Source organism: Paenibacillus silagei (assembly GCF_017874735.1).
Classification (GTDB): domain Bacteria; phylum Bacillota; class Bacilli; order Paenibacillales; family Paenibacillaceae; genus Paenibacillus_AQ; species Paenibacillus_AQ silagei.
In genome coordinates this window covers 236,722-249,934 of record NZ_JAGGLV010000004.1, presented here as the reverse complement: position 1 = coordinate 249,934, position 13,213 = coordinate 236,722, and the positions used below count along the sequence as shown (strand labels likewise).

9 protein-coding genes are annotated in these 13,213 nt (G+C 54.5%); 5 read left to right on the top strand and 4 right to left on the bottom strand.

The features are described 5' to 3' along the window. Positions 1-13 precede the first annotated feature (13 nt). The 3 genes from J2Z70_RS08435 to J2Z70_RS08425 are packed head-to-tail and all read left to right on the top strand — an operon-like array spanning position 14 to position 4,945. The gene (locus J2Z70_RS08435; protein ID WP_209871491.1) at positions 14-1,825 is read left to right on the top strand and encodes a heparinase II/III family protein; all 1,812 of its coding nucleotides are present in this window, start codon (positions 14-16) and stop codon (positions 1,823-1,825) included. A gap of 44 nt (positions 1,826-1,869) precedes the next feature. Next, entirely contained in the window at positions 1,870-3,006 is a 1,137-nt protein-coding gene (locus J2Z70_RS08430; protein ID WP_209871488.1) for a glycoside hydrolase family 88 protein, read from the top strand. Positions 3,007-3,019: 13 nt separating this feature from the next. After that, on the top strand, positions 3,020-4,945 hold the full coding sequence (locus tag J2Z70_RS08425; protein WP_209871485.1) for a DUF2264 domain-containing protein: 1,926 nt from the start codon (positions 3,020-3,022) through the stop codon (positions 4,943-4,945). A gap of 618 nt (positions 4,946-5,563) precedes the next feature. Here the strand turns inward: J2Z70_RS08425 and J2Z70_RS08420 are convergent. From J2Z70_RS08420 to J2Z70_RS08405, 4 genes are all read right to left on the bottom strand, one after another. Then, positions 5,564-6,376 carry a hypothetical protein gene (locus J2Z70_RS08420; protein WP_209871482.1) on the bottom strand — a complete coding sequence of 271 codons (813 nt, stop codon included), beginning with the start codon at positions 6,374-6,376 and terminating at the stop codon, positions 5,564-5,566. 82 nt (positions 6,377-6,458) lie between these two features. Next, positions 6,459-7,052: an RNA polymerase sigma factor gene (locus tag J2Z70_RS08415; protein ID WP_245368074.1), complete on the bottom strand. Its 594-nt coding sequence runs from the start codon at positions 7,050-7,052 to the stop codon at positions 6,459-6,461. Positions 7,053-7,224: 172 nt separating this feature from the next. After that, complete coding sequence (locus J2Z70_RS08410) at positions 7,225-8,814, bottom strand: response regulator (protein WP_245368105.1); 1,590 nt, start codon at positions 8,812-8,814, stop codon at positions 7,225-7,227. 66 nt (positions 8,815-8,880) lie between these two features. Then, positions 8,881-10,662 (bottom strand): sensor histidine kinase, encoded by a 1,782-nt coding sequence (locus tag J2Z70_RS08405; RefSeq protein WP_209871472.1) that lies wholly within the window; start codon positions 10,660-10,662, stop codon positions 8,881-8,883. A gap of 212 nt (positions 10,663-10,874) precedes the next feature. On the opposite strand from J2Z70_RS08405, the gene J2Z70_RS08400 reads away from it, so the two are divergent. Both J2Z70_RS08400 and J2Z70_RS08395 read left to right on the top strand, forming a co-directional pair. Next, positions 10,875-12,227, top strand: coding sequence for an ABC transporter substrate-binding protein (locus J2Z70_RS08400; protein WP_209871469.1), 1,353 nt, complete (start codon positions 10,875-10,877; stop codon positions 12,225-12,227). An 85-nt stretch (positions 12,228-12,312) separates the two neighbouring features. Continuing rightward, on the top strand, positions 12,313-13,203 hold the full coding sequence (locus tag J2Z70_RS08395; RefSeq protein WP_209871466.1) for a carbohydrate ABC transporter permease: 891 nt from the start codon (positions 12,313-12,315) through the stop codon (positions 13,201-13,203). Positions 13,204-13,213 lie beyond the last annotated feature (10 nt).

The window sequence follows — 13,213 nt, the reverse complement described above, 5'->3', positions numbered from 1 at the left end:
AGGGAGCTTAGGCATGAACATACAGGAACTTAAGGCAATCGCAGAGAACATGAAGCCGGCAGATCTCAGCTTATATTATCCGCAAGGGGATTCGGCCGCTTTTTGGAGTGAGGCGGGATCTTCTGAAGTCTTACAAGCCAGTCTCAGTGAGATTCGTGCAGAGGCACGGAGGCTGGAAGGGCAGCCTATACCGCTGCTGACGTACAGTCTGTTTACCCTTTTCCGGCAGACGGGGTCGAGACTGGAGTATGAGCGGCCTTATTTTGAACGGAGAAGAAGGCTGAATACGTATGTGTTCCTAAGTCTGCTGGAGCCGGAGAACGCAGCAGCTCTGGAGCAACTGACAGATATTCTATGGGCGATCTGCGATGAGTACACATGGTGCGTTCCCGCCCATCTTCCTGAGAAGCATGAGGCTGCTGAGATCAACCGCCATATCGATCTGTTCTCCGCCGAGACAGGCTTTACTTTAAGTGAATGTCTGCTGCTGGTCGGGGAGCGTCTCCCGCTGCTGCTCCGCTCCCGGATACGTAGTGAGGTGGAGAATAGAATCTTCCGGCCGTTCCTTGCGCATGGCCCTTATTTCTGGGAGACCTCCACTCACAATTGGGCGGCGGTCTGTGCGGGCTCTGTGGGTGCGGCTGCACTGCTCCTTGTGAAGGACAGGGACATGCTGGCGGAGATTCTTCTGAAGACAGAGAGCAGCATGAATTATTATCTGCAGGGCTTCGGAGCAGACGGGGCCTGCCAGGAGGGGCTGGGCTACTGGAATTACGGGTTCGGCTATTTCACTTATTACAGCGATCTGCTCCGTGCAAGAAGCGGAGGCCGGCTGGATTGGTTCAAGCAGGAAAAGGTGGCACAGATCGCCCGCTTCCAGCAGCAATGCTTCATTGACGGCAGCTACGTCGCCAATTTCTCCGATACAGTGCCCCGGGTGCGGATACATATGGGACTATCTCATTATCTGGCGGACGTCTATCCGGATGTCCTGCGCCCGCCGTCTGCGCTGCGCGCCCCGTTCACGGAGGATCACTGCAGCCGCTTCGCACCGGCGCTGCGCAATCTGATCTGGACAAGAACCGGGGAGGAGAATGAATCATGGGAGGCTGGCAGCAGCTATCTTCCCGATGCCGCTTGGCTCGTATCGCGGCATGTCTCTGGGGCGGGCGCCTTCGGCTTCGCGGCCAAGGGCGGCCACAACGACGAGCCGCATAACCATAATGACCTGGGCCAATTCATTCTGAGCGGCCGGGGGGAGATCTTCGCGGCCGATCTGGGCAGCGGAGAGTACACGGCGGACTATTTCGGTGCCGGCCGTTATGGCTATGACTGCAACGGGTCGCAGGGCCACAGCGTGCCGATTATTGACGGCCAGTACCAGGGGGCAGGACGGGAGTTCCGGGCAACGGTGCTGCATGCATCGGCGGCGCAGGCGAAGGATGAGCTGACGCTGGAGCTGGCCCGTGCGTATCCGGTAGCCGGACTGCAAACTCTGGTCCGTTCGCTGGTCTGGCATAAGGAGGAGCTGCCCCGTCTGGAGCTGACTGACACTTACCGCTATGACGGAGCTCCGGTAAGCTGGACGGAACGGTTCGTAACGTGGCGCAGACCGGAGCTCACGGGTACAGGGCGATTACTGCTACCGGGTGCCGAAGGCCACGGCGTTCAGGTGACCTACGATTCGCAGATCGTCCGGCCGGAGATTACCGCACATATGTACCAGGATCACTATGGCCAGGGCACGGTGTGGCATACTCTGGACTTCCAGGTTCTCCAGCCCGGAGCAGAGGGCGTATTGGTGTTTACTTTTGAATTTATGTAAGACGCACTGCACGGCTATATCATTCACACAAAGGCGGGATTCAAATGAACAGAACCATAGATCAGGCTTGGGTAGATGAGGCTTGGAGTAAGGCACTGGAGAAGACGAGAACGAACAGTATCAGCATCGGAGCCGAATTCCCGCATGCCAGTCAAGGCGGCAAATATGTCCTGGAGGTACCAAGCTGGTGGACCGCCGGCTTCTGGCCGGGCATGCTCTGGCAGCTCTATGCCGGGAGCGGTGACGAGGGTCTGAAGGCAGTAGCCGAGCGCTGTGAGGAGCGGCTGGATGAGGTGCTGGACGGCTACGTGAAGCTGGATCATGACCTTGGCTTCATGTGGCTGCTGACCAGCGTCGCCAATTACAAGCTGACGGGCAGAGAAGAATCACGGGTCCGCGGGCTGAAGGCCGCCAACTATCTGGCCGCCCGCTTCAACCTGAAGGGCCGCTATATCCGGGCCTGGAATCCCTGGAGAGAAGGCGAGGACAATAGCGGGGTCGCCATTATTGACTGCAGCATGAACACCAGCCTGCTGTTCTGGGCATCCGAAGTCACCGGAGACCCGCGTTACCGGCATATCGCGGAGGCGCATATGGATACGGTGCTGGAGCATTTCATCCGGCCGGACGGCTCCGTCTATCATATCGTCAACTTCAACCCGGAGACGGGTGAAGTGGCAGAGAAGCTGGGCGGACAGGGCTATGCGCCGGAATCGGCCTGGTCGCGCGGGGCGGCTTGGGCGCTCTACGGACTGGCGCTGGCCTATCATCATACCGGCAAGCTGAGCTACCTGCATGCGTCCAAGCAGGTTGCGCATTTCTTCCTGACCCGGCTGCCGGAGGATCAGGTGCCGCATTGGGATTTCCGCGCTCCCGGCGATGTCGGGGAGATCCGCGATACTTCAGCCGGTTCCTGCGCGGCAAGCGGTCTGCTGCTGCTGGCCGGGCTGGTGGGAGAATCAGAGGCTTATATCTACCGGAACGGGGCGCTGAGAATTACGGAATCTCTCTACCGTAATTACGGAACTTGGGACAATCCCGGTGAACAGGGGCTGCTGCTTCACGGCACCAGCAACTATCCTGAGGACCGGAATATTGATGTGCCGCTGATCTACGGGGATTTCTTCTATGTCGAGTCACTGGCCCGGATCAAGGGAGCAGGCCCGTTCTATTGGGAGTAGGGGGAGTATGATAATGACGAATAATAAGAGGACTCCGCTGGTTGGAAATCCGGGAACAGGCGATTCGGGGACGGGCAATCTGGCGATTCAGAGCAATCCGCTGAAGACCCGGGACGACCTGCTGGCTGCCCTTGACCAGCTCACAGAGCCGCTTCGGCCGCTCTATAGCAGAGGCTGCGCCAGACTTGAGATTGGGATTACCGGAGCAAGTTATCCGTCAGCCACCGCCGGAATGGAGGGCTTCTCCCGGGTACTCTGGGGACTGATTCCGCTGCTTGCCGGAGGCGGGAACAATGAGCTATGGCCCACTGTGCTGGATGGCATTCGGCACGGCACCGATCCGTCCCATGAGGATTATTGGGGCGATGTACGGGACTTTGACCAGCGGCTGGTGGAGATGGCTGCCTTCGGCTTTGCGCTTGCAGCAATCCCGGAGCACATCTGGTCCCTGCTTGCTCCGCAGGAGCAGGAGCATCTCTACAATTGGTTGAACCAGATCAATTCCCGTCCCTGCTATGACTGTAACTGGCTGTTCTTCAATGTGTTAGTGAATGTCGGCTTCCGTACAGTAGGACGGCCCTATGATGCAGTGCAGCTGGAGAGAAATCTGGCACGGATGGATGCGTTCTATCTGGGAGAAGGCTGGTATAGTGATGGTGTTAACGGACACTGTGATTATTACGGGCCCTTCGCCATCCATTACTATTCGCTGCTGTATGCGAAGCTGATGGAACGGGAAGACCCGGAGCGTTCCCGTCTGTTCAAAGAACGCGCCCGGCTGTTCGCCGCTGAATTTATAGGCTGGTTCGCCCCGGATGGCGCTGCGCTTCCCTACGGCCGCAGTCTGGCCTACCGGTTCGCCCAGTCTGCATTCTGGAGCGCCCTGGCTTATGCAGAGGTGGAGGGCTTCTCTGCCGGTGTGGTCAAAGGCATCGTCCTGCGCAACCTGCGCTGGTGGTTCCGCCAGCCCATCTTCGATGCTGGGGGTGTGCTGACCATCGGATACACGTATCCGAATCTGGTCATGGCAGAGAATTATAATGCTCCCGGTTCGCCCTACTGGGCGCTGAAGACCTTCCTGCCGCTCGCTCTTGGCGAAGAGCATCCGTTCTGGAGCGAACCAGAGCTGCCGCTGCCGGAGCTTCCGGCGGTGAGTGTGCAGCATCCGCCGCATCTCGTCCTGGTGCGCGAGCCGGCTTCCGGTCATGTGGCCGCCTTCAACAGCGGGCATCTATCTACCAATGAGCATACCCATACCTCAGCCAAATACGAGAAATTCGTCTATTCCACAGGCTTCGGGTTCAGCGTTCCCCGTTCGGAATGGGGATTGTCACAGGGCGCCTATGATTCTATGCTTGCGCTCAGCGAAGGCGGAGACAATCTGTACCGCGTTCGGCGGAGGAATCTGGAATCAGAGATTACGGACAACGTCCTGCGGTCGGTCTGGAAGCCTTGGGCTGATGTTGAGGTGCGCACGTGGGTGATCGCGGGCCTGCCCTGGCATATCCGCATTCACCGGCTGGAGACAGGGCGGGCGCTGGATGCCGCCGAGGGCGGATTCGCGCTGGGTCAGGAGGCGGAGCCTGCTCAGCAGCTCAGCGGAATGGGCGCAGCGGCAGCTACAGCATGGGGAACGAGTGGCATCAAGGGGCTGACAGGCTACTCGAATGCCGAGCTGATCTGGCCCAATGCGAATACGAACCTGCTTCGTCCCCGGACAGTGCTGCCTACCTTGACAGCTTCGCTTGAGCCTGGAATTCATTGGCTGGCTTCTGCGGTATATGGCGATCCTTCGGCGAACCCGCCAGTGGATGGGGGAGGCACCCCCGGCCTGGTTCTGGAGCAGACCCCTGAAGTCTTGCTTAAGGTCAAATTCGCCGGAGATCGTATTACAGTGCACACCTCTGGCGGAACAGAGATTAGCATTCCGGTGCAATAGCACAGCATTCTGGTAAATAGCACAGTAGTCTGGTTAATAGTTCAGCATCGGCTTCTTAGCGTCATCATGCAAGAAGGCCAGCAGTCTCTCCGGTTGGAAAGGCTGCTGGCCTTCTATGCTCATGGACCGAATGTATGCGGAAAACCGAACACAATGGCTGTCACGAAGGCTCATGGACCAAATGTATGCGGAAAACCGAACACAATGCGGTAGCGTGAGGCAACCCGGCCAAATGTATGTGGAAAACCGAACACAATGGCTGTCACGAAGGCCAGCGGCCGAATGTATGCGGAAAACCGAACACAATATGCTGACCACGAAGATGCGCCGGCCGAATGTGCCCAAAGGGGAGAAATGAAGAGCACTAATGCCCCTGAATCCGCCAAAAGTAGGCGGCTGGGCGGAATGAAGAGTACTAATGCCCCTGAATCCGCCAAAAATAGGCGGCTGAGCGAAATGAAGAGCACTAATGCCCCTGAATCCGCCAAAAGTCGGCGGCTGAGCGAAATGAAGAGCACTAATGCCCCTGAATCCGCCAAAAGTCGGCGCTGTGCAGAAATGAAGAGCACTAATGCCCCTGAATCCGCCACATATCCCCCACAAGTAGACGAATGGCCTTTATCTCAATAGTCTCTCAGCCAGCCTGACCATCTCTTCCTTCGTGAAGAACTGACCGCTCGTGTCGTTGATCTCGTAATGGATAAGCTCCTGGCCGCCCGGAATCTCTGCTGACCATGCCAGGCTGTTGCCGCCTGCATAACGGGTGTAGAGCATCTCCGTACCGGAAACGCTCAGCTTCTCTGCGGTGAATTCCACTTGTTCATCCACATACTGCGTCATCGGGCCGCTGGTTCTGCTGATGTGTACACTAACTTTCTGATCGCCTTTACGGTAGCTGGCTGTAAGGCTCTGCATCTGGTCGGACAGCTCCACCGGGAGCATGGCATAATCCTTGCCTGATTGCTCGGCCTGCTGGCGCAGCTTCTCCGCCGTTGCTGCTACTTCCTCTGCTGCTATAGGATGGAGCAGATTCACCGGCTGGAAATAGACTGAGGCTTTATCGAAGGTGTAGCCGTCTCCGATCTCCGGCACTAATGTTACCTTTTGCCCCGACAGCTTGGCCTGCAACACCGGAAGATCGCTATACAGGACAGGCTTCGTCCGGGTATCTGTCACGCCGCCAGAATTATTATGGAGGACATAGAAGATAGCCGCCGTGCCTTCGGCCAGTAATTGCTCTCCCAGCTGTCTGGTGTAGTCAAGCCGCCGGATGTCCTCGTCCTTCACCGCCGGGAAGGAGGCGGCCGGCTTCACCTGAAGCGTGGTCTCTCCGTTCTTATTATTTAGACTTTGATAGTGAACAGCGGCGAATCCTGAGGATGCGGTGAGCAGCAATCCTGTCATCACCAGGATACCTATTTTGTATTTCATAAAGAATCTCTCCTTTCGATCCCTTTCTGTATACAGCTGCCGCATGACACGGCTGTTCAAATCGGCCTCGCCAACCTTTGTCTTAAGAAGGATTTCTTTCAATTCCTTTTCTTCGTAAGACAGCATAATGATCATCCCCTTTTGCATCGGCGTAGTATTTGCGGAATTTTTTGGTGCTCCGTTCATATTTTTTGCGCAGCCGTGTACTGCTCTGGTGAAGAATCAGACTGATATCCTGATAGCTCATCTCCTCCACACTGCGCAGAATCAGCAGATTCCGCTCCTCCGCTGTCAGCATCGCCATCGTGCGCTGGACCTTCTCATCCGGGTATATCGCTTCAATCTGCTGATCCACCGGCCGGTATTGCTTCTCATCTTCATAGAAGAGGCTCAGCACCCTGTTCAGCTTCCGCCTGCGGAGCACATCAATGCACTGGTGGTAAGCAATCTTGTACAGCCAGGCTGGAAAAGGCACCTTGGAATCGTAGGACGACAAGGAACGGTATGCCTTGAGGAATATCTCCTGCGCGCTGTCCTCAGCTTCAGGATAGGTGCCAAGCATATGATAGCAGTAGAGAATAATCGGCTTCTGATAATGAAGCAGCAGGTGCTCGAACTCATCGATGGCACCGTCAAGCACCTTGTCTATAATGGTGTGTATGGTTTTACTCTCCAATCGTCTCCCCCCTTTCAATGAGTACAACGGATGAGGGAGAGGAATTGTGACTATGACCTTAATAAAGCCCAATCCCAAACAAACCTCAACACAAAAAAACCGCCACAAGCTCCTGCACGCATATGAAGCATCCGGTGCAGGGAGCAGGGCGGGCAGTATGAACAATATCCATTTATTCCGTATTACTGCGGAACTGATTGGGCGTGAGTCCTTTATACTTTTTGAACACCTGATAGAAATATTTCGTATCATTATACCCGGACTGCAGCGCGATATCCTCGATCCGCATTCCGGGATCTTTGAATAGCTGGCAGGCATGCTCGATGCGGACCTTATGCAGATAATCGATGAAGCTGATCTTAAGCTGCTGCTTGAACAGCAGGCTTAAATAACCGGGGGTGATATAGATCTCCCTGGCGACGATCTCGCGGTTAATATCCTTCATGAAGTGCTCGCCGATATAGCTCTTGGCCGCTTCGAGCAGCTTGTTGCTGTTCTTCTTGGACGTCAGATGCTCACTGACCCGCTGGGCCGTCTCCAGCAGAGACTGAAACAGATTATCCAGACTGGAGCGGGACAGGACATGGATCAGCTCGGTCAGATTCTGCCCGAACACCTTGTTCACGTTGACATTGTTCTCGATGCATAATTTATAGAGCGCGAAGAACAGCGCGAAGCTCGACTTGATCACCTGGTCCCTGGACACCGTCTCGGGCTGCAGGGCAACATTGAACAGCGTCAGCTTATCGGCAATATCCCCGGAAGAGCCGCCGCGTACCGCCTTCAGCACCTCCTGCTCCTCATGCAGGGGATAGGAGGATTGAGAGGACTCGGCATCGAATTCGCCGCTGTACTCCACGATTTTTGCGATGCCGGTGTAGTTGGTTGTATTCAGGGCCTGGCAAGCCTCCACGAAGGAGTGGCGCAGATGCTCAATATTCTTGTCAATACTTCCGATCCCGGCGGACACGGTGAACTTCAGGAAGCTGGCGATATTCTCCTGAATAATCCGGATATAACCGCTTAATTCCTCCTGATCCGGCAGCTCGTCCATATTGAGAATTAGCACAATATCGTCCTGATGCTCGAAGGCAACGCAGAGCACAGCCTCCGGCAGCGACTCCTCGCAGATATTCTTCAGCCCGTACTTCAGCAGCTCCGTATCCTCATGCATATACTTCTCATGCAGCAGCTGGAAATTGTCAATCCGCAGCAGAATGATGCCGTACAGCAAATAGGGGAAAACCAGCTGGTTCATCTTCAGATTAGCCAGCAGCCGGGAATACGCGGGACTCTCAGTGAGGATGAGCTGGCTTAACGTCTTCTCCTTCAGCAGGGGCAGACTCTCCCGGAACCCTTGCCGCAGATGCTCAAGCGTGGTAATCTCCAGCTTCTCCGATTGAATCTGCTCCGTGATGGCCAGAACCGTGCTCAGAATCTCCTGCCGGCGGCTCGGCTTCAGCAGATAGTTGCTGACCCCGGATCTTATGGCTTGCTGGGCATAGGCGAAATCATCGTATCCGCTCATAATGACCGATTTGACGCTGGGGTATTTCTCGGAGACAACCTTGATTAACTCCAGGCCGTCCATTTGCGGCATCCGGATATCTGTTAGCATGATATCGACGGCATAGCTATCCAGGAGTTCAAGTGCCTCAAGACCGTCTCTGGCTTCGCCTGCAATATGGATGCCGTGCGAATGCCAGTCAATCAGGGTCTTTATGCCTACCCGCGCCCGCTCCTCATCATCCACAATAATCATATTATACAAGGGACATCCCCTCCAATCTGTATTCGTATTATTTATTCGCTCTGGCTTCGTCTATTCTTACATGTCAGTTACAATCACCGGAACTACGATCTCCACCCGCGTGCCTTCTCCGGGGACACTGGAATAGTTCAAGGCATAGTCACCTTTATAAAAATGCTTCAGCCGTGCCTGGACATTCTGCACCGCATAGCCACCGACATCCCGGGCCGTGTAGACATCCGTCTCATCAGGCATGCTGAGAATCTTTTGCAGCGTCTCCTCGCTCATGCCGCTCCCGTTATCCTCAATCACGAAGATCAGCTTCTCTCCGCGGCGTTGTCCGCTGATGCTTACCCGTCCGCCGCCGCGCTTGCGTTCAATGCCGTGGATCAGCGCGTTCTCAATGAACGGCTGCAGGCTGAGTTTCAGGATGACATAGGCGTAGAGCTCCTCAGGAATGTCGATCACATACTCGAGCGATTCCTGGAACCGCATCTTCTGGAGCGACAGATACAGCTCAATCAGCTCTTTTTCCTTGGCTACGCTGGTGAAGCTCTTGCCCTGGTTCAGACTTAACCGGAACAGCCGGGAGAGGTTGATTACCATCTCGCTGATCTTGTCCTGCCCTGCCGCCTCCGCCTCCCAGAAGATCGTGTCGAGCATATTGTACAGAAAATGGGGGTTGATCTGCGATTGCAGCGCCTTCAGCTCCGCTTCCTGCTCCTTCAGCTTCAGCAGATAGGCATCGTCCACGAGCGCCTTGATGTTGCCGACCATATTATTGTAGCCCCGGCTCAGCTGGCCGATCTCATCCCAATATTTGATCTCCACCTTCTCCTCGAACTGCCCGTTCTGGAAGCGCCGCATCGACAGCAGCAGCGTCTTGATCGGCGCTGTCAGGAAGGAGGAGAAGAACATCAGCAGAGGAATACTAAGCACCAGGCTGGCTAATACCATCACGAGCACTGCTGATTTGATGGAATTAAGCTCCTGGGTCAACGAACGGAGCGGAACACTGTACAGGGTGATCCAGCCATCCTCGTTGATGTTGTAATTCAGCAGCGTATCCTTGCCCTCCAGGCTGACGATGGTGTTGCCGGAGAGAATGCCGGCCTTGGCCTGCTTCATCACAAAGTCTATAGCTTCGGGACTATAGGTCTCTTTGCCTGCCGACAGCAGCTGCGTGCCCCGTTCACTCAGAATGAGGATGCCGTGATCCTTGTCATACAGATTCGTCAGATAGGTTCTGCGGATGGTCTCCAGATTAATGCCGACGAACACAAAGCCGATCCGGTTCCCGTTCACAATATCGCGGATAATCCGGGTCATGCCGAGCTTGTCATTACGGTTACTCTGAATGAATACATTGTTCTCTTCTGTCAGCGGGAACCAGTAGGAGGCACCGTTTAAGGCGACGGTCTGTTTATAAGTATCATTTGAGGTAATTTTGCTCAAACTATACGCACCGCTGCTGTCATCGGTGGCAACCTGAAACAGCGGCTCGGACAAGCTGCCGTACAGAGCCAGATAGTCGAAGCTTCCGGTCACCAGCATCTGGTTCATGATCGACGCGGTGGGTCCGTTATAGAGCTGGTTCTCGATCTTCGCCGAATCCGGGGTATTGCTCCTCAGAGTGTCCTGAACGACTGGAGCGAGGCTGAATACCGTGACCCAGTCGGCTAACGTCTTTTGCATACGGGCGAGATTACTGTCGATCTGCTTGAGCACACTCTGGTTGGAATTGCTCACCTTATTGATAATCTGCTGCTTGGAGATCTTATAGGAGTATGCGCCCAGTGTGCAGGCCACCCCGGTGATCAGCAGGAAGATCAGAATCGTTATCTTGTATCGCAGGTTCATATTCAAGTAGTAGCGCAGCACAGGATCACTAACCTTTTTGATTTTTATCTTATGCGTAATGCCGAATATACACAAGGGAGCTGACAAGCGAAGTCGACAATTTTCAACATTACTCTCTTTTTCTCTACTGACCCTGACTCTAGTGCTCTGGTACGATGTGTTCAGAAACAAAGAAAGCAACCCACGATCAATAACAATTAGGGGGAAATGACATGGTTATGAATTCAAAATCCACACGTAATATACTGCTGGTTACGGCCCTTGCGGCAGTCTCGGTGCTTAGCGCATGCGGAGGCGGCAATGACAAGAACAATAATGCAGGCAGCAGCACGAACGGCGGTACAACCGGCTCTGCGGACAAGGAAGTAACGCTGCGGCTGTTCTCGAACCTTCCTGACCGTAAATCCGGCCAGGGGCTGGCAGAGCAAATGGTAATCGACAACTATATCAAAGCGAACCCCAATGTCAAGATCGATATCGAGACCCTCGCCGAGGAGCCGTTCAAAAACAAGCTGAAGGCGTACATGGCCTCCAACGAAGCGCTGGATGTGACCATGGTTCACGGCGGAGCAGAGCTGAATACGCTGGTACAAGCCGGCTATGTGAAAGAGCTGAACCCTGCAGAATACGAAGGGGACACCTACAAATTCCTGCCGGGCGTCTACAAATCATTCACCTTTAACGACAAGCTCTACGGCTTGCCCCGCAACAGTGACTATGAAGTGATCTATTATAACAAAAAGCTGTTCGATGACAACGGCATCAAGATTCCTACCACCTATGCCGAGCTGCTGGAAGCGGGCAAGCAGTTCCGCGCCAAAGGCATTGAGCCGATGTCGATGAACGGTAAGGACCTGTGGAGCTTTGCGGCCTTCTTCCAGGATCTTGTCGTACGCCTCACCGGCGATCAGAACCTGATGCTGGATGCGGTAGCGAAGAAGAAGAATTTCACTGGCGATGAGAATTTCACCAAAGCTGCTGAGCTGCTGGCCCAGGCCAGAGACACCAAGCTGTTTCAGGAATCGTTCATGACAGCGGACTACGGCGCTTCCCAGAACCTGTTCACGCAAGGCCGGGCTGCTATGTGGTATATGGGCTCCTGGGAAGCAGGGATGGCAACGAATGACAAGCTGCCGGAAGACTTCCGCAACAATGTGAATGTACTGAAATTCCCGGTTGTCGAAGGCGGCAAAGGCAAGGACACCGATCTTTTGGCCTGGAACGGCGGAGGATATTCACTGGTGAGCAGCTCGAAGCATCCTGAAGAAGCCAAGAAGTTCTTCGATTATATGATGTCTGCCGATCAATGGGCCAAGATTGTATGGGATACCGGAGCGGCTGTACCGGCACAGAAATATGAGCTTACCGGCAAAGAGAGCGAGCTGCAGAAGCAACTGACTGAAGTTCTGACCGGGGCTACCAGCACAGCGGGTTCTATCGCCCTTGACTCCGGTACACCTAAGTTCAAGGATGATGCACAGAATGCCTTCGGCAAGTTCTTCGCTGGCGGGTCAACACCTGAACAGTTGCTGGCCGATCTTCAAAAGGCTGCGGAAACACAATAACAGATCACCACTATAGAGAATGAAAGGAGACGGGGCGGGAAGCATTCTTGCCCCTCTCTAATCTTAAGGATGGAGTTGGAGTTCCATGCAAAAAGTATTTAACAACAAAATGGCAATCTTTCTGTTCGTCTTTCCGGGGATTCTCCTGTTCGCCCTGACCTTTCTTGTGCCAATTGTGCTCAGCGCATATTACTCGTTCAGAGACACTTTGTCTCCGGGAACACCCTCGGCATTCATCGGATTCGCCAACTATACAGAGCTGCTGTTTCACGATTCCAGGTTCTGGCTGGCACTTAGAAATGCCGTACTGCTCGGTTTGGGCTTTATCCTGATCCAACATCCGATTGCCATCTTTTTTGCCATTATGCTGGACCGCCTGGGCGGTAAGGCAGAGAAGTGGTTCAGAACGATTTTCTTCATCCCATGTGTCATTTCTGTAGTCGTTATCTCCAAAATGTGGTTATCCCTGCTTGACCCGACCTTCGGCGCCTTCAACAAAATGCTGGATTCCCTGGGACTCGGCTTCCTTAAGCATGCTTGGCTGGGGGACGGCAGCACTGCGCTCGTCTCCATGTTATTCATCCTGATCTGGGCCGGCTTCGGCTGGGGATTGCTGTTCTATTATGCAGGACTCAAAGGCATTCCCGATGATATGTATGAAGCCGCTTCACTGGACGGAGCCTCCGGCTTCCGATTGCACTGGCGGATTACCGTTCCGCTGCTGTCACCGGTTATTACGGTGCAGATTACTTTGGCTATGATTACCGCCTTGAAACAGATGGAGACCGTGTTCCTGACCACTAACGGCGGTCCCGGCGATTCCACCCAATTCCTGGCCGTGTATCTCTATAACAAGGCGTTCTCGGCCAGCCAATATGGTTATGCCAACGCCATCTCGATTCTGTTCATTATTGTCTGCCTGCTTGCCACCTATCTCAGCAACAAACTGACCCGCAGTGATGCGACGGAATTCTAAGGAGGAATCA

Coding starts and splice junctions, on each gene's coding strand:
- J2Z70_RS08435 (WP_209871491.1), top strand. CDS start 14: ATGAACATACAGGAACTTAAGGCAATCGCAGAGAACATGAAGCCGGCA.
- J2Z70_RS08410 (WP_245368105.1), bottom strand. CDS start 8,814: ATGATTATTGTGGATGATGAGGAGCGGGCGCGGGTAGGCATAAAGACC.
- J2Z70_RS08405 (WP_209871472.1), bottom strand. CDS start 10,662: ATGAACCTGCGATACAAGATAACGATTCTGATCTTCCTGCTGATCACC.
- J2Z70_RS08425 (WP_209871485.1), top strand. CDS start 3,020: ATGACGAATAATAAGAGGACTCCGCTGGTTGGAAATCCGGGAACAGGC.
- J2Z70_RS08400 (WP_209871469.1), top strand. CDS start 10,875: ATGGTTATGAATTCAAAATCCACACGTAATATACTGCTGGTTACGGCC.
- J2Z70_RS08420 (WP_209871482.1), bottom strand. CDS start 6,376: ATGAAATACAAAATAGGTATCCTGGTGATGACAGGATTGCTGCTCACC.
- J2Z70_RS08395 (WP_209871466.1), top strand. CDS start 12,313: ATGCAAAAAGTATTTAACAACAAAATGGCAATCTTTCTGTTCGTCTTT.
- J2Z70_RS08430 (WP_209871488.1), top strand. CDS start 1,870: ATGAACAGAACCATAGATCAGGCTTGGGTAGATGAGGCTTGGAGTAAG.